The sequence below is a fragment of the Mucilaginibacter sp. P4_A11 genome (assembly GCF_056402535.1).
Map to the genome: position 1 here is coordinate 112,242 of NZ_JBFUHE010000008.1, position 18,435 is coordinate 130,676.

Sequence of the window (18,435 nt, forward strand, 5' to 3'; positions counted from 1 at the left end):
TGGACAAACCTGTATAAATGATGGATTAAAATGTTAGCTTGATCCTGGCAAAAGGCTAATGAATAGGAAAGACGAAGAATTATTTCAGACAGCTTTTTTGCTGAATGTTTGGCTTAAAATGAATAAAAGAGTTTATGGACACCCTTTTTTACGTTGAGTTTTAGCTGAGATTAGAGTTTTATATAACAATATTAAATAAGATGCTCGTGTAAATATTTGATTAAAAGCATGTTAAAATTAATGTTCGGAAATTGAAAAAATATTTTGACTGCATATGTCTGAAGTCATATATTTGCGGCCACCAACGCGAAAGTAGCTCAGTTGGTAGAGCACGACCTTGCCAAGGTCGGGGTCGCGAGTTCGAATCTCGTCTTTCGCTCAAAAGCCTTTCTCGGAATAGAGAAAGGCTTTTTCTTTTACAAATCCTGAACTGCTATTAATTCCCATCGTTTTGTTATCCATATAGACTTTTGAATATTTACGTAAATAAACGCTTTTGTAAAGTGATATGGAAGTCAGCTCATTTGAAGAATGGAGAGTGAAGAAAGTTGGCTTATATATTCTATATTAGTAATATATGGGAGATTTATATCAGGTTTGGTGGCGTGGAGTTCAAGTTGGAGAATTTGAGGTTATTGCTATAGACATGTGGTATCAGGATGGTAATTGGCTCTCGAACGCATCTGCCGAAGCCAGACAATTTGAGACGTTGATATTGACATTTAACGCTTCGGACACAATGAAAAATCCTTCAAAGGGCACCAGAATTATTTTACGTCCCCTTGATTCCCCATCGGAAATAAATGCACTGGTTATAGCCTTTGATAGAAATATACTAATGATAAGGCTGATACTTGATGAAAAGGCTGTTCAGTGGCTGATTAACAATGTATATTGATTGCAATAACTACTTTCCATACAGGGGAATGTCAATATACTAAAGCATCAAATTCGTTAGTTTCTTCGATTGATTCGTTAAAGTATAACGCTTGTCGGCGAGTAACTAAAATGCTTCTTAAAAGCGTAGGTGAAATGCGACAAGTTCTCAAACCCAACTTCAGCATACACATCCGAAGGTTTCCTGTTTTGTTCCCGGATGCGGTAATGCGCCAGCTCCAGTCGTTTTTGCGTAAGCCACTTTTGCGGGGTGGTATCAAAGTTTTTCTTAAAATCCCTTTTAAAAGTGGTGAGGCTGCGCCCGGTGAGGTAACCAAACTTTTCCATCGACATATTGAACATGAAATTACGCTCCATGAAACTGGTCAGGTCAATTTTGCCGGGCTCCTGGAAATTAGCAAGGATGCCGTCTATATCATTATCAATCGTCCTGAGGATATTTATCGCCTCTTCAATTTTTAGTGAAGCGAGGTTCCCGGGCAACCCATCTTTCAGATCAAAGTATGGGATCAAAGAGGCCAGACAGCTTTCCAGCAACGGGTGTTTGCCGAAGTTACGGATCCCCGGCGTATGCGATAACCTTGCTTTTGGAGTGTTCTTACTGTAAAACTCCTTTAGCATGGGCATGGTGAGGTGCATAGCCACCGTTTTATGAGGTAAGCCATCCTTGGGATAATTAATCACCGTAGTCAGTTGATTTCGGGGGATTAGGAAAATATCTCCTGCACCAAAAATATGCATAGAGTCGGCCTGAACTATCTTTGTTTCGCCCGAAATAAACCAGATCAGCATGTGATGCTCAAACAGCACTTCTGTCCGGAACGGCTTATCTTCAAAGTGCGACAATTTTATATCTGGACTTAAATAATGCGTTTTAAATTCCATTGTTAATTAATGATGCCGATATGCAGGAGACACAATTATGCGCCTCCTGCATATAAAAATAGCTATTTTAAACAGTTCCTTAGTTTGCCGCAAATTTTACTCCAGTCATTTCTTCGCTCAATGTCCATAGTTTCTGAGCGTTCTCCGCGTCAAGTGAATAGGGTTTTACTCCGCGTAAGGTAATGGGCTCATCATATTTATGCTCAATATTTCCGGTATCCAAATCAGCTACCTCGGCATTTTCGCAATATACGCCACCGATGTTATTAAGCTGCGGACTGGTTGCGCACCAAACCGAAGTTGCAGCGCCCTGCTCTACAGTTTTAAGTCTTGCGGCTACTTCCGGGAAGATCTTGCCATCGGCATCAAACATACCCATTTGCTGAAACAATTCTACGGGAGCGCCCCGGCCAAGATCGGTACCATTCACAGAACCCGGATGCAATGAGTAAGAGCGGATTCCGAAATCTTTACCGCGATGATCTAATTCAACCGTAAATAGGTTGTTTGCTGTTTTCGACTGGCCGTAGGCTGATAAGGTTTCATAATCGCGGTTACGAAAATTAGGATCGTCAAAATTAAATGGAGAGATCTGGTGACCGTAGGAAGATACATTGATGACCCTTGCGCCATGGGCCTTTTTCAGCGCAGGCCAAAGTAAGGCGGTAAGCTGGAAATGCCCGAGATGGTTGGTTACCAGTTGTGATTCGTAGCCCCTTGCGTCGCGTTGAAGCGGAACCCACATGATCCCCGCGTTATTGATCAGGAGATGCAGTGGTTCGGCAGTTTTCAGGAAGTCGACTGCAAAGGCATCGATAGAGGCGGGATCCATCAGATCCATTATCTTAATGACCACATTCGGAATACCTTCCAGGTTGCTGGCTGCTTTGTTGTAGTCCCGCGCAGGTACAATAACTTTTGCCCCTGCTGATACTAATGTTTTTACAGTTTCCAAACCTATACCTGCGTACCCGCCGGTTACTATGGCTGTTTTGCCCGCAAGGTCAATACCTTTAATAACATCGGCAGTGGTTGATTTGGAGTCGAATCCCGAACCCAGCGGCTTTTGCAGCGCCCCATTATAATTATCTTTTAATTGTTCCATTTTTAAATGTTTTAATGAAACAAAAGTATAGGCAATGGGCTGTAGCGCTTTTGTTTTAAAGGCCGATGTTTTTTGTTTTAAAGACCATTTTTATAAAAATAGATCTGTAACAGTTTCGATACAATGATGATCGGTGATAGGGAGTGGGCGCACGAGCGCTGTAGGAGGGTAATTCTTCCCCGGTTCGGGAAAGTTTGTATACGCTGATTTTACCTGCAAGCAGGTGGAAAAGGTCTGTTTACGGATAGATTCCTGTTGTATTTCAGGAAAACGTTTTGCGGTAACTGTACCAGCGAATAACTTTCAGCAGTTCTTCTTCTGAAATCATATTGTTGCCGGTTGGCTGAAAAGCCAGTTCTTTATCCAGTATCGTAGCGAGCATTGGCTGTGCTAAGCCCGGATTGGTTTGTGTTTCCGGTTCGAAAACGCAGACGTAACTCCCTGAACCAGGGATTAAGATTACGTCGACCCCATCAATGGAGTTTAGTAAATAATTTTGATCCATGCTATACCAGTTGCAAAAAGCATACCTGTTAATAGTATAGATGTGCCCGGTAATCGGGCAGGTGATAACATATTGCTTATAGCCAACCATATTCTTCCCACTGCTTCACATCTATTTTGGAAGCACCGCATTGAAGCAATATCTTTTTTATGGTATGGCCTTCTAATTCCCAATCCATCGGGAATGCGATGAAATCTTCAGTAACTGGTACAGCTCCCTTTAAAAGAGATGTTGTTAATAATTTTGCTGTTTCTATAAGCATTTTCCGACCTGCATTCCAGTTATTTTTAGTTTCTATACGGTTGTAAAACTCAACGTACAGTTTCTCCAGGTTGGCAGGTATGTTAGTAGTGTAAATAAATTCGCCGTTTATGAATATATTTTGCCCGCCGGCGGCAATCACTTCATTTTTTTGCCGCCCTGTGAGAACAACAAGATGCGGGATGTAATTATCACACTGCCTGTAAGATAATTCAACACTAAAAAGGGGACTGTCGAAATGTTGCTCTTTTAATGTGTCGGTCAAAACGTCGCAAAATGATTCCGAAAGTTCCTTTGTGATCACTTGAAGGCTCTGGGCCGATGGGGCGACGTACAAAAATACACAGCGGCCATCCTCATAGCTGGTTTTTATGTTTGCCAGTTTTTTACCCTCGTAATTGTATTGGTTTTCATAAAAATATTGGTCTATCCCGGGCATGATATTTAAACCATATGCTTTGCTGATAACTTTGTTAACGGATTCATAGCGCTCAATTGTACATACGGCCGTATACCCGCTATCAAAGGCTGCGGACACTTTTTCTTTAAGAGTAATACCACTTTCAAAATAAAGACCGCTCCTGCCGTTGGAGAAAGCAGATTGCAACATAGTGTTTTCTCCATTTTTAAGAAAAACCCGCTGGATGCATGAAGGGACGTTTTTGGGGAGATAAAACTCAACATATTCAATAAGGTGTGCTGTTCTTTTAAAAAAACCTACGTGGCTTAACTCATGCTTGTTGTAGATTTCGGCAGTGGTTAAAAAGCCATCCCGGTTAAATCCGTATTTCCCATAATGGGAATCATCCGTTGGCGGATCATCAAATAACTTGCTTCCCGGTTTTATCATCCCGTTTTTATATGCACTTAAGTTATAGCTAAATGCCTGGGCATATTTGGTAGTAACTGTTTGTGTCGAGTATGCCTCAAATTCGCTTTGTTCATCAAAAGCGGCTACCCATTTTTCAACAAGCTCTTCTTTGGCAATTAATAAGTTTTCTCTCATTCGGTTGGGGGATAGGCTTAGATTTCTAAGGTAGAAAATAAATTGAATTTACCATGCCGTATTAACGGGGGCGGCCAAAAACAAGAGATATCCGTCGGCATCTTCCAGATCAAAGCCGCGCAAGCCATCATGAGTATCCTGAAGGGGGGAAGTGAAAGTAGTGCCTCTTGAGATAAATTCAGCGGCTAACTTATCCGGATCAGGGGTACCGACATAGGCGTCCCACCGGGCATCCGGGGCGCGTTTACGGTTGGGAAGCGGGTCGGCGTTCACAGCCTTGAGGAAAATCATCGCCCCATCGCGCTGTACAATAGCAAAAAAAGGATCATGGGCAGGCTCTTTAAAAACTGCTTCAAAACCAAGTTTTTCGCTATAAAAGGCGAGCGCTACCGTAACGTCGCTAACGATGAAGAATGGTGCAATTCCGGCGATGGATGGCTGATTCATGCGTTAAATATTGAGGTTGCTTATATAAAGGTATGAAGCCAGTGGCGGATTAGCAATTTGGAAGATTTCAGTTTTACGGATGCTTGTCTATCAAGAATGGCTTATAGTCGGTTATCTCCGGCGACGGTCGATTTATCCACTAAAAATCAAGTAGTTCAGTATATTTGTTTATAGGGAAAATCATTTCTTATGATCGAAACTAATGATAACCTGTTTCTCCAATCTGCTAATCCTATGAAGAAAATCGCGCGCCATCAAATTTTAAAAGCTATGAAATTCAGCTTGTTCAAATTGCTTACCGTAAGCTCATTGTGTGTACCGGTAGCTTTTACAGCGATTAAATGTCAGGCGCAGGCTACGCCATCACGGTCGCTGCTTGCACTTTCAAAAAGTGATCATATCCTGGCGATCATCGATCCGGTTACCCTGAAAGTTCTCGCACGTATTCCTGTTGGATCCGATCCTCATGAGGTTATTGCATCGGCTGATGGGAAGACCGCGTATGTTTCCATTTATGGCGGCGGAAGCCTGCACGAGCTTAGTGTGATTGACCTGGTGGCTCAAAAACCTTTGCCTGCTCTTGATACCAGGCCGTTGATGGGGCCTCATGGGCTAACATTTGCCGTTGGTAAGGTGTGGTTTTCGGCAGAGGGTGCTAAAGCTGTTGGTCGGTATGACCCCGCAAGGGGTAAGTTTGACTGGGCCATGGGAACAGGCCAGGACAGAACGCATATGATCTATGTAACCAATGACGGGAAAAAGGTTTATACTACAAATGTTTCGTCGGCAACGGTAAGCATTTTGGTGGACAGCCTGGTTAAACCTGCAGGTCCTCCGGGAGGATTTGTGCCTCCTGCACGGCGGGATTGGGTACAAACGGTTATCCCTGTAGGAAAAGGTTCTGAAGGCTTTGATGTGTCGCCCGATGGCCGCGAATTGTGGACCGCGGGTGCCGATGATGGAATTATATCGATCATTGATATCGCCGCCAAAAAAGTAAGCGGCACAATTGACGCAAAAGCCGTCGGGGCCAACCGTCTTCAATTTACGCCAGATGGTAAACGGGTGCTGGTCACCAGCCTGAGAACCGGCGATCTGTTTATTTATGATGCGGTATCACATAAAGAATTGAAGCGCCTGAATACGGGGCATGGTGCTGCGGGCATCCTGGTAGATGATGACGGATCGCGCGCATTCATAGGTTGTACGGGCGATAACTATGTGGCTGTAATAGACCTCAATAAGTTAGAAGTGACCGGGCATATTGAAATACGCGGGGCCGATGGTTTGGCCTGGGCGGTTAGGCGTTGACGATAGAGCTTTTAACTCAAAAGGAGTCAAATAATGACTATCTTATCAAAACTGACAGCTACTCCGCCCTGAATATAAATGAATTTGACTGTCGAAGATATTCGCTACCTGGTCGTAAGTTTTGCAAATCCTTCAAACAATATTTTGATATAGGCTAAAAGTGTTAACTCTTTTTATGGTAGAAGATACTCCAAATCAAAAGGGGTAAGTAAAGGACAGTTGCTTATCATTTAATATGCATATTGCAGTTAACCGATTATTTTCACTGTAAACCCAATTATGACAAAAAACTGCGCCTTTGCAACCAAACCTGCTGCCCTTGCTTTGTTGCTGATGCTTTTATTAACACAAATTAACCTGTATAGTGCCGTAAAAGGACTTAAGATAGTTAACCTGCAGGTGGAATATACGGATACCCCCATTGGCATTGATGTTAAAGTGCCCCGCTTCAGCTGGCAGATGCTGGCACTTGGGGGGACAAGAGGGTATAGCCAAACGGCCTATCAGATCACGGTAAAAGATCCGCAGGGGAAAGTAGTATGGAACAGCTCCAGAATAAAAAGCGGAACAGCTCTGGCTGTAATTTATGCAGGTTCTCCGCTTAAAGCCACAACCCGGTATAATTGGATAGTAAATGTCTGGGATCAGGCAGGCGGCGTCTCTTCCGCAGGTTCATGGTTCGAAACCGGGTTGATGGACACCGGCATGTCGGCCTGGGATGGTGCGCAGTGGATAGGCGGAGGGGATAATGACCTGGTACTTTATGCGCATTATCTGCCGCTGTATAATCTCAAATATAAAGTGGCTATTGCTCCCGGCAGTTCAAGGGCGAGTATGATCCTTGCTGCTAATGATCCGCGTTTGATGGACGCCAACAAGAACGTTTTTCAGCTCGCCAATAAAAAGAACCAATCCTATTTTAAAGTTGAACTGGATATTTCGGGTTTGGAGCAGGGCGGGAATGCGAAGATCAATGTATACAGGGCAGGGTATTCGGAAAAAGATACATTGGGCAAAGTATTTAAAAGCTTCCCGGTAAAAGCCGAGCTGATCGGTAATAGCAACAAGAATAAAGCGCACTCCATCCTCATCCATAACGAGTTTGGTACGCTTACTTTTACTGTTGATAATGATAAAACATTCCTTGCCGATGAGAAAAATGGAACAGCGGTAGCCAGTCCTGCACCGGCCAACCGCGGAGCTGTAGTAACGCTTAACCCGCTTGGGGCGGGTCATGATTTGATCACATACGGGATGCTGGGGGAGATAGGTTTTTCTGCAGATCAGGGTCAAAAGGCCGAATTTTCGGATCTTACTGTGTCAAATATCAGGTCGCCGCGTAATACTTTATTCCATGAAAAACCTGATGGAAATACATACGGCGGCATTTTCAAAGAAGCTGCTGCCGCGTCATCGTCAGGACTAACTATAAAAGATGGCAAGTGCGAAGTAAACGGTGGAAATGCAGGCGCGTTCATCCTTGCCGATCCAAGTCATAATGCGATGCCTATGTTACGGTCGGTGTTTAATGCCGATAAAGCTATTTCAAAAGCAAGGCTTTACGTAACCGCGAGGGGGATCTATGAAGTTTATCTTAACGGTAAGCGGGTAGGGAACGATTATTATAACCCCGGCCTTACACAGTATAACAAAACTCACCTTTACCAAACATATGATGTAACCACGATGATAGGTAAAGGAAAAAATGCCATCGGTGCCATGCTTGGTGAAGGCTGGTGGAGCGGCTTACTGAGCTACGGCTCTGTTTGGAACCATTTTGGCGACAGGCAATCGTTATTAGCCAAATTGGTAATTACCTATGCCGATGGTACACAGGATGAGATCAAAACCAACGATAAAAGCTGGAAATATTATAACCATGGCCCTGTTGTTTACAGTAGCCTGGATATGGGCGAGGTTGATGATGCCACCCGGGATGCCGCAGTAAAAAACTGGAACACTGTAGTCTATGATGATAGCCACTGGCAAAAAGCGGAAGAAGTATCTTTAAAAGGAACAACATATACAGGGGATGAGGTAGACTACTTCGGAAAAAAGATCCCTCTTGATTTTGATCATATTTTGATGACCGGGCAAATCGGGACATCGACAGGCATCTATAAAACCCTGACCGCAAAAGCAGTGAAGGAAGTTAGAAAAGGTGTGTATGTATATGATATGGGGCAAAACTTTGTAGGTGTACCTAAGATCAGCATCAAACACGGCATCGCCGGAAAAAAACTAACCTTGCGTTATGCCGAGATCCTGTACCCCGACCTGAAAGAATCCGGCAAAAATGTAGGCATGATCATGACCGAAAATTACCGTGCCGCTTTGAGCCAGGACCTTTATACCATGAAGGATGGCGACCAGGTGATCCAGCCGCATTTTACATCGCATGGATATCAGTATATCGAAATCACCGGTATTGATAGTCCGTTGCCTCTTGGTGATGTGCAGGGACTGGCAATCAGTTCGGTAAAAAAGCTTACGGCCGATTATGCAACTTCCAACCCAAAGGTGAACAAACTATGGTCAAACCTTACCTGGTCAAACATTGATAACTTCCTGACTATACCGACAGACTGCCCGCAGAGAAATGAGCGGATGGGCTGGTCGGGCGATATCAGTATTTTTTCGCGTACTGCCACCTACGTGTCCAATGCCGATCAGTTTTTACGCAGGCACATGCTGGCCATGCGCGACCTACAAACGGAGCAGGGCCGTTTTACTGATATAGCGCCTGTTGGCGGTGGATTTGGCGGGGTAATTTGGGGAAGCGCTGGCATCACCGTAGCCTGGGAAACCTATCAGCAATATAATGACGTATCCCTGCTTGCTGAACATTACGACGCTATGAGCAGGTATATGGATTATATAGACTCAACTATCGACCCGAAGACCGGTTTCAGTACGGATGGGGTACTGGGCGACTGGCTTGGCCCGCAGTATATGCAATTGGGCACTGCCTTCCCGGTTACGGCTTATCATGTTTACGATTTGGGCGTTATGGCAAAGGTTGCCGGGATTTTGGGCAAAAAGGATGATGCTGAGAAATTTAGGAAAAAATATGAAGAGCGTAAAGCCTTCTTCAATAAAACGTTTGTTAATGCTGATAAAAAGGCCGTAGGACTTATTGGGGGCGGGATGTTTGGTGAGCCCGGAAAGAAGGAGTTTAGAGTTTCGGATACGCAAACTGCTTATGCAACAGGCTTGGCACTTGGCGTGTTCAGCAACGAAAACATCAGTTATATGGAAAAAAACCTTGAGGCTGCCGTTGAACGGGAAAACAAGGACGACCAGGGAATTGTTCGCCCGGCTTATTCCCTCATGACCGGGTTTGTAGGTACGGCAGGGATCAGTAAGGCACTTTCAGATCATGGGCATTCAGATCTGGCTTATAAACTGCTGCAAAATGAGCATTACCCATCATGGCTGTATGCAATTGACCAGGGTGCCACAACTATCTGGGAAAGGCTCAACGGTTATACCGTAGAGAATGGTTTCGGTGGAAATAACAGCATGAACTCTTTTAATCACTATTCGTTTGGCGCTATTGGTCAGTGGATGCTTGCTTATTCTATCGGGATCCAGCGCGATGAACCCGGGTTTAAGAAGTTTATTTTACAGCCGGAGCCCGACCCTACCGGGAAGATGACCTGGGCGAAAGGATCTTATGATTCGCCCTATGGCAGGATAAACAGCAACTGGTCTGTAAGCGGTAAAACATTAACCTATAAAGCAACCGTTCCGGCAAATACTACGGCTACTTTGTTCCTTCCGGCAACCACTGTGAAACAGGTTACTGAAGGCGGCAAGCCGGTCGCCGGGGCAAAGGGTATTAGTTTTATCCGGTTTGAAGGAAATAAAGCAGTTTATCGTTTGGCGTCCGGGGATTATCGGTTTCAGTCAACTCTGTGAAAAAACTTTTTAAAGCGACTTGACATAGATCGTAAAATATAAAGCGTCATTGCTGCACAAAGTAATCCCCGATTGACAGGTCCGCCCTGTATAGTTTGGGATTGCTTCGTGCCTCGCAATGACGTCTTTTTTAACAGATTATAAATATGGTCGAATATTTTTACTTATTTGACCAACGTAACAAGAGGCTTGTTTTTTTCAACGATATAAGTAGCAAGCTCACTCGCTTTAGTATCCCCGATATTTTTTACCGAATGTGCAACACCGTAGGGAATAAATAAAACATCGCCGGCTTTAAGTATTGCCGGTTGTTTACCGTCTACGTGGTATTCCAGCTCGCCGGCAAGTACATAGATGATTTCTTCGCCAAAGTGTGTGTGCTGCGGATAAGCTTGTCCTTTTTCAACATCAACGCGTATCTGTACCATTTCGCGGCCGGGAGTGCTCAGGTCATGGCGCTGCAGTTCGGTGCGGCCTCCCGCTGGCGCCTGCTGTGCAAAGGCTGATGACGAAAGTGTAAAGGCTGCAAGAACGGCAATAATGATGGCGGTAGCCAGTTTGTTTTTATTAGTTTTCATGGTGTTAGTTTTAATTTTTAGTAAAACTACGGTCTTGAACAGCCTGTTATGAAACACCAAATCAATGAAGCGGACCAAATCAACCTTCAGGCAGACATTCGCGGTACTGGAATAGCCAATTTTACTGAATACGAATTTGCATGGCCAGCCGACTTCACCTGACGCTCATCTGAATTATCAGCTACATTTAATCAGCTTAAATATATAGCGTATTTTTTGTGCAATCGATTGCACATTTGATTTTTTGTTACCTATATTTGTTTTTAACCAATTACCGCGTATTAATTAGTAAAGCTTTGTTAATGCGATGGCCGTTCTTTTCAACACAATACAAAGCTGGTGAACCATACTGATATTTAATTTCATGATGTCGAAGACACCTACAACATGCAAAGCGTTAATTTTATTGTTATTCTTATGCTGTAGGTGGTGCCTGGCACTGGCGCAGCGTGATCTTAATTTCACAGCTTCAACAACTAAAGAAGGGTTATCTTCAAATACGGTGAGTGTGATCTGGAAGGACCGCACCGGTTTAATGTGGATAGGAACCAACGATGGATTGAATAAATTTGACGGCACAAATTTTACCATATACCGTCACGATGCACAGGATTCAACCAGTATTCCGGCCAATGAGATCTTATCAATTTGTGAAGACCATTTAGGGCGCATGTGGGTTGGCACGGGAGGTGGAGGCCTTGCCTATTACGATCACGTCCATAATGCATTCATATCCCGCAATGCCAGTGCCGACTGGCCAAATCTTCGTGGTATCAGTGCCCGTGCCATATGCGAAGATCACATGAACAATTTATGGGTAGGAAGCTATGGGACCCTCCGGAAAATTGATTTCCGCACAAATAAGATTTTGAAGATCCAGTTGGGAAAAGTATCGGATTCCTTTGTTGTTTTAAGTTTGTTTGAGGATAGTAAGCAACGGATGTGGGCAGGAACAAATATCGGCGTTTATATGTTCGATTTAAAGACGGGTAAAAGCTCATTATTGACACATGCCGACACGGATCCTTCAAGTATTAGCGATAATGTGGTAAAGAGCGTAACCGAAGATCCTAATGGCAATATCTGGTTTGGCACCACCCGGGGATTAAACCTCCTTATGCCGGATGGTAAAAGTTTTCGTAGTTTCCGTCATGCCGATAACAATCCTAAAGGTTTGAGCAGTGATGATATCTATGTGATTGCACCAGCCGGCGATAATAAACTGTGGCTGGGTACCGAAGAGGGTTTAAATATATTTGATATATCCAGTTTTACTTCCGTTAAAATCAGGCCAGATATCAGAAAGATCTTTAGTCTGACCAATAAATCTGTAAAGAGTATTTTTATTGATAAAGGCGGAATTTTTTGGTTGGGTACTTACCAGGGAGGTATAAACAAGTATGACCGGAACCTTCCCCTTTTCAATCTCAAACGAAGCAATGCACTCGACCCCCAGGGCCTTGCTTCGCCATTGGTGACTTCATTTGCCGAATATAAAACAGACCAGGTTTTTGTTGGTACGGATGGCGGTGGTGTGCATCTATTTGATCAGAAAACAGGTCTGTTCACCCGTTATGGACAGGGAAGTTCAATGGGACATTTATCTGTGCTTGCTTTGAAATTAGACAGGCGCGGTAATTTATGGGTGGGGACCTTTCACCAGGGCCTTTTTCAGCTTGATCCAATTAGCGGCCGGTTCAGGAAAATTTCAACCGGAGGTAAGTATAGCGGAATTAATGATAAAGACATTCGTTGCATCGAGGAAGATTCGCGGGGGCGTATTTGGGTAGGTACTTTAGGCGGCGGGGTGAACCTTTATAACCCAACAACCGGCACGTTTATCAAATACACTAAAAATGCCAAGCAAGATGACGAAAGGCTGTTACCATTGAACGGTTATATCAGCACCATCTCCGAAAGCAAAGATGGTGAAATATGGATAGGCTCATTAGGTACCGGGATTGCAGTATTTAATCAGGAGAAAGGGAAATTCAGGGTATATAACAGGAGTAACAGTAACCTCGCAAATGATGGGGTGCTTTGCACTTTTCATGACCATGCCGGAAATACCTGGGTGGGCACAAATGGCGGGGGACTCAGCTTGTTTAACAGCAAGAATAGCAAGTTCATCACTTATGCCGAAAGGGAAGGGTTATCCAGTGGCATTGTTCACAAGATACTTGAAGGTGAAAATGGCGTGTTATGGCTTAGTACAGATCAGGGTATTTGCAGCTTTGATCCGGTCAGCAAAAAATTCAAGAACTTTACTACGCATAACGGTGTTCAAAACAGCCCCTTCAATTCAGGTTCAGGCATGCAGTCAACACGGGGAGAATTATTTTTTGGAGGCCAGGACGGCTTCAATTATTTTGATCCGAAGATTTTACCTAATAGCCATACTATCCCTAAAGTTCTGTTGACCGAACTCAAAGTTTCTAATAATACCGTTTACCCGGGTGAAAACTCAGCCCTCAAAGAGAATATTTTAATCGCGAAAACTATAGGGCTGGATTACGGGCAGAATTTTTCTATCAATTACGTTGCCTTAAATTATACCACTCCGCAGCAAAATAAATATTCATATAAGCTGATTGGTTTTGACAAGGAATGGAACTTTGTCGGTACCTCAAAAACTGCCTATTACACCAATATCGACCCGGGTACCTACACTTTCCAGGTAAGGGCCAGCAACAATGACGGTACCTGGAATGATCAGGTGACCACCATCCGTATTGAGGTACGACCACCAATATGGCGCACCGTTTACGCATATGTAGCCTACGTACTGATTGTATTATGCCTGTTGCTTTATACCAGGCACCGGGGGATCCGAAAGATCAGGATGCAGCTTGCTCTTGAACAGGAAAAGGAGAAGGCAAAACAACTGATAGAGCAGGAACGCCGGGAATCAGAAAAGCTGCATGAACTTGATTTGCTGAAGATCAAATTCCTAACCAACCTTAGTCATGAGTTCCGGACGCCAATTTCATTGATCCTGGCGCCTGCTGATAAATTATTGTCGGCACCAATAGATCCTGCCATTTCCGGCCAGGTGAATGTAATGAAAAGGAATGCCAGGCGGTTATTAAACCTCGTGAACCAACTACTCGATTTCCGGAAGATGGAAGAGCAGGAACTCAAACTAAACCTTGTTCCGGGAGATATGATCGCGTTTATCAAAGAAGCAGCGGATTCATTCAGGGACTTATCGGAACGTAAAAAGATTGATTTCCGCTTGAATGCAGAACCCGAACACTTGTTAGTAGCGTTTGATCATGATAAAGTTGAACGGATAATTTTTAACCTGCTGTCTAATGCTTTCAAATTTACGAAGGAGGGTGGCGTTGTATCCCTCAATGTAGCCTGCGATGAAAGCAGCGCTACCGGCGAAAAATGCGCACTTCGCCTGGAAGTTATCGATAACGGCGCAGGGATTCCCGTAGAAATTCAGCAGAAGATCTTTGAGCGGTTTTATCAATACGAAAATGCAGTTTCCATCCTTAACCAGGGCAGTGGCATCGGGCTCTCGATAACCCGCGAATTTGTTGAATTACATGGCGGGACGATCTCCGTAGCAAGCACACCGGGGAAGGGAAGTATATTCACGGTTAATTTGCCGGTAACTACATTGTCGGTTATGGATGAATCGGAAGCGCTTAAGAGCAGTGAACACCCGGAAGAGGATACCGTATCAGAGATAACTGCATCGGAAGAGGTAGCGGCTGAGGTTTCTACCCGGCTTCCAACCGTTTTGCTGGTGGAGGATAATGAAGAGATGAGGTATTATCTAAAAGATAACCTGAAAGCACTTTACAATGTAATGGAGGCAGCAAATGGTAAGGAAGGCTGGCAAAAAGCACTCTCTTGCCATCCACAGTTGATCGTAAGCGATATTAGTATGCCGGAGATGAACGGCATCGAACTAAGCAAAAAAATTAAGTCCGATAAACGTACTACCCATATCCCGGTTATCCTGCTTACCGCAATAACCGGCGAAGAAGAGCAACTTAAGGGGCTGGAAACAGGCGCTAACGATTACCTGACCAAGCCGTTTAATTTCGAGATCCTGAATGCCAAAATAAAAAACCTGTTAATGCTTAACCGCACGCTGAAAGATACCTATTCCAAACAGATCCATGTGTGTGGTAACGATATTGAGATCGAATCGGGCGATGCCAAATTGCTGAACAATATTGTCAGGTATATCGAAGATAAATTAAACGACCCTGAGTTATCGGTTGAAGAACTGAGCCGGCATGTAGGTATGAGCCGCGGGTCGCTTTATACAAAACTTTTGGAGCTTACCGGGTTAACACCGCTTGAATATATCCGGTCGGTAAAATTGGATAAGGCTGTGATCTTGCTGGAAAAAAGTGATTATAATGTGGCCCAGATTGCATATATGACCGGCTTTGGAACCCCCAGCTGGTTTTCGAACAAGTTCAAGGCTAAATATAATATGCTGCCATCAGAATATCAAAATTCCAAACGAAAAGATCGCCAGGTAACACAGGAAGCTTTATAGGCCCGATTCAGTGCTTTTAAAGGCACAATGGTATGTATTATTTTCAAAAAAACAGCACTATTAAACATTTGGTGCATAACCTTCAACAATCAACAACACCTCCCATTATTCATCCCTGTACTTTAGGACCAAGGTTTTCCTGTGTTTAAAACGCAGGTGAGAAGATTAACACCAATTTCCTGAATATGTACAGTAAAATAGTTTTACCGGGCATCGCAATGCTGGCAGTGGGCCCTGGGGGCCCGTTGAATTATCTGTTTCTTATCTCCATAAATTCCTCTTATCAGCCGGTAAATAACTGCCAGCCGGGTATTGGGTCAATTGACCCGATAAGGCTTGTATTGTCATAAAAAAAGCGCATATCTCAATTATTTATATCTCAATGAAAAAACTACTTCTTTTGCTGTACAGCTTGCTGCCCTGTACGCTTTTAGCGCAAACTATTGTTGCAGATCACCGGGTTGCCGGGGCATTTCCGGTAGTTGCCGGCGGGCATACAGCTACCATCATCTATGATAGGGAAGATGACCCTTTGATACAGATTACCGCTAATTTATTTGCAGGGGATGTTCAGATGGTGAGCGGCCACAAACCTGTTTTATCATCGTCTGTCGGCCCGGCAAAAAGCCTCATCATTATCGGGACGATTGGACAGTCAAAATTCTTGAAGCAATTGATCACTGCAAAAAAGATAAATGTCGATAAGTTTAAAGACAAATGGGAAGGCTACCAGGTACAGGTAGTTAAATCTCCATTTAAAGGAGTTGATGAGGCATTAGTTATTGCCGGTAACGATAAAAGAGGTGCCGCCTATGGTGTTTTTGAATTGTCGAAGCAAATGGGCGTTTCGCCCTGGTATTGGTGGGCCGATGTCCCGGTGAAGCAGAAAGCTGCAATTTATGTACAGGCACAAACACCATTTGCCGATGCCCCTAAAGTAAAATACCGGGGCATTTTCATTAACGATGAAGCGCCGGCTTTTTCCAGGTGGACGAAGGAAAAGTTTGGAGGGGTTAATCATTTGGTGTACGAAAAGGTATTTGAACTGTTGATCAGGCTAAAAGCAAATTACCTTTGGCCGGCCATGTGGAACAATGCGTTCAACGATGATGATAAAATGAACCCTGTGCTTGCCGATAAATGGGGTATTGTAATGGGCACATCGCACCATGAACCGATGTTGCGTGCACAGCAGGAATGGAAAAGGTACGGCAAGGGAGCCTGGGATTATGAGAAGAATGATTCTCTTTTACGAAGTTTTTGGCGGCAAGGCATCGTAAATATGGGTAAGCACGAAAGCCTGGTTACCATTGGTATGCGTGGAGATGGGGATAAGCCCATGACGGAAGGCACGGCGATCACCTTACTGGAGCGAATTGTGAACGATCAGCGCCAGATCATCCAGGATGTTACCGGAAAGCCTGCATCTCAAACACCGCAGATCTGGGCACTGTACAAAGAAGTGCAGGATTATTATGATAAAGGCATGAGGGTTCCTGATGATGTAACTCTGTTGCTGTCGGACGATAATTGGGGTAATCTGCGAAAGCTCCCTAAATTAAGTGATAAGCCAAGAAGTGGTGGCTACGGCATCTATTATCACTTTGATTATGTAGGCGACCCGCGCAATTACAAATGGATCAATACCAATAATATTGCCCGTGTATGGGAGCAGATGCACCTGGCCTGGGAATATGAAGTTAAGCAGGTTTGGGTTGTTAATGTTGGCGATCTCAAACCAATGGAGTTTCCCATCTCTTTCTTTCTTGATTATGCATGGAACCCCACCATGTGGAACGAGGATAATTTAAATGCCTATTATACCCAATGGGCCGAAAGCCAGTTTGGTACTGGACATGCCAAAGAGATAGGTGACATTATGCGGCTTTATGCCCGTTACACAGCAAGAAGAAAGCCGGAGCTGGTAGACGCCAACACATATAGCGTTGAAAATTATGGTGAGGCGCAAACTGTAGTTAATGAGTTCAATGATTTGCTGGTAAGAGCAGAGAAGGTTAATACGGAATTACCTCGCGCTTATCATGATGCTTTTTTTGAACTGGTGCTGCATCCTTTAAAAGCCAATGCCAACCTTCATGAAATGTACCAATCCGTTGCTTTGAACCGCTGGTATGCCGGCAGGAATAATATCCTCGCCAATACTTATGCAGATAAGGCTAAGCAGCTATATAAAAATGACTCATTACTTTCGGTACAATATAGTAAAGAGCTTGCCGGTGGTAAATGGAATCACATGATGGACCAGGTACATATCGGTTACAGGATCTGGAATGATCCGCCTGCTAATAAAATGCCTGAGGTGAAATATGTTACAGCGGATGCTTCTACCGAAAATATAACAACCGCAACAGGTGCTGTTAAAACTGCAGAGCCACTCATCCCTTTGAACGCAAAAGGACATGTGTTTTTTGAAAAGGACGGCTATGTTGCTATAGAGGCGGAACATTTCAGCAAGGCTGTCAATTCCAGTGATATTACATGGAAAGTTATACCAGATATAGGCAGGACAGACTCGGGGATCAGTCCTTTTCCGGTTACCGCTGCTACACAGCGACCGGGGCTTAGTAATCCACATACTGAATATGACTTTTACAGCTATGACAGTGGCGATATTGGTGTGGCGGCATATTTTTCACCCACACTCAATTTTCACAATGAAGAGGAGGGACTACAATACGCAGTTTCTGTTGATGACGAGAAACCACAGATCATTACCATTAATACTTATAAAGATGTGAATGTTTGGCGAGGCTGGGTGGCAGACAATATCATCATCAAAAAATCTGCCCATCATATTTTAGCGTCCGGAAAACATACGCTGAAATACTGGATGGTACAGCCAGGTATTGTGCTTCAAAAATTGGTTATTGACCTGGGTGGTGAAAAGCCAAGTTATCTGGGCCCACTCGAAACGTTGAAGAAATAACCATTGCCAAACAGCCCGCTGACTAACACTACAGCGGGCTGTTTATG

At 44.0% G+C, this 18,435-nt stretch carries 11 protein-coding genes and 1 tRNA gene; 6 read left to right on the forward strand and 6 right to left on the reverse strand.

The genetic code is table 11. The features are described from left to right. Nucleotides 1-306: 306 nt before the first annotated feature. Together AC1DUD_RS17000 and AC1DUD_RS17005 are read left to right on the forward strand one after the other, a co-directional pair. A tRNA-Gly gene (locus AC1DUD_RS17000) sits at nt 307-379 on the forward strand. A gap of 198 nt (nt 380-577) precedes the next feature. Beyond that, nucleotides 578-898, forward strand: coding sequence for a hypothetical protein (locus AC1DUD_RS17005; RefSeq protein WP_477376434.1), 321 nt, complete (start codon nt 578-580; stop codon nt 896-898). A 77-nt stretch (nt 899-975) separates the two neighbouring features. Here the strand turns inward: AC1DUD_RS17005 and AC1DUD_RS17010 are convergent, their stop codons facing one another. The 5 genes from AC1DUD_RS17010 to AC1DUD_RS17030 form a co-directional block, all read right to left on the reverse strand. After that, nucleotides 976-1,782, reverse strand: coding sequence for a helix-turn-helix domain-containing protein (locus AC1DUD_RS17010; RefSeq protein WP_477376436.1), 807 nt, complete (start codon nt 1,780-1,782; stop codon nt 976-978). 79 nt (nt 1,783-1,861) lie between these two features. Then, on the reverse strand, nt 1,862-2,887 hold the full coding sequence (locus AC1DUD_RS17015) for an SDR family NAD(P)-dependent oxidoreductase (protein ID WP_477376438.1): 1,026 nt from the start codon (nt 2,885-2,887) through the stop codon (nt 1,862-1,864). Nucleotides 2,888-3,149: 262 nt separating this feature from the next. Beyond that, entirely contained in the window at nt 3,150-3,482 is a 333-nt protein-coding gene (locus AC1DUD_RS17020) for a hypothetical protein (protein WP_477376440.1), read from the reverse strand. Continuing rightward, nucleotides 3,469-4,659, reverse strand: coding sequence for a hypothetical protein (locus tag AC1DUD_RS17025; protein WP_477376442.1), 1,191 nt, complete (start codon nt 4,657-4,659; stop codon nt 3,469-3,471). Before AC1DUD_RS17025 ends, AC1DUD_RS17020 begins: the two co-directional genes overlap by 14 nt. A 48-nt stretch (nt 4,660-4,707) precedes the next feature. Next, nucleotides 4,708-5,106: a VOC family protein gene (locus tag AC1DUD_RS17030; RefSeq protein WP_477376444.1), complete on the reverse strand. Its 399-nt coding sequence runs from the start codon at nt 5,104-5,106 to the stop codon at nt 4,708-4,710. A gap of 234 nt (nt 5,107-5,340) precedes the next feature. On the opposite strand from AC1DUD_RS17030, the gene AC1DUD_RS17035 reads away from it, so the two are divergent. Next, nucleotides 5,341-6,417 carry a YncE family protein gene (locus tag AC1DUD_RS17035; RefSeq protein ID WP_477376446.1) on the forward strand — a complete coding sequence of 359 codons (1,077 nt, stop codon included), beginning with the start codon at nt 5,341-5,343 and terminating at the stop codon, nt 6,415-6,417. Nucleotides 6,418-6,696: 279 nt separating this feature from the next. Next, nucleotides 6,697-10,338 carry a family 78 glycoside hydrolase catalytic domain gene (locus tag AC1DUD_RS17040; protein WP_477376449.1) on the forward strand — a complete coding sequence of 1,214 codons (3,642 nt, stop codon included), beginning with the start codon at nt 6,697-6,699 and terminating at the stop codon, nt 10,336-10,338. 164 nt (nt 10,339-10,502) lie between these two features. On the opposite strand, the gene AC1DUD_RS17045 is transcribed toward AC1DUD_RS17040, so the two are convergent. Beyond that, complete coding sequence (locus AC1DUD_RS17045; protein ID WP_477376451.1) at nt 10,503-10,916, reverse strand: cupin domain-containing protein; 414 nt, start codon at nt 10,914-10,916, stop codon at nt 10,503-10,505. Between the two features lie 364 nt (nt 10,917-11,280). On the opposite strand from AC1DUD_RS17045, the gene AC1DUD_RS17050 reads away from it, so the two are divergent. Together AC1DUD_RS17050 and AC1DUD_RS17055 are read left to right on the forward strand one after the other, a co-directional pair. Then, nucleotides 11,281-15,441 carry a hybrid sensor histidine kinase/response regulator transcription factor gene (locus AC1DUD_RS17050; RefSeq protein WP_477376453.1) on the forward strand — a complete coding sequence of 1,387 codons (4,161 nt, stop codon included), beginning with the start codon at nt 11,281-11,283 and terminating at the stop codon, nt 15,439-15,441. Nucleotides 15,442-15,823: 382 nt separating this feature from the next. Beyond that, entirely contained in the window at nt 15,824-18,388 is a 2,565-nt protein-coding gene (locus AC1DUD_RS17055; protein ID WP_477376455.1) for a glycosyl hydrolase 115 family protein, read from the forward strand. Nucleotides 18,389-18,435 lie beyond the last annotated feature (47 nt).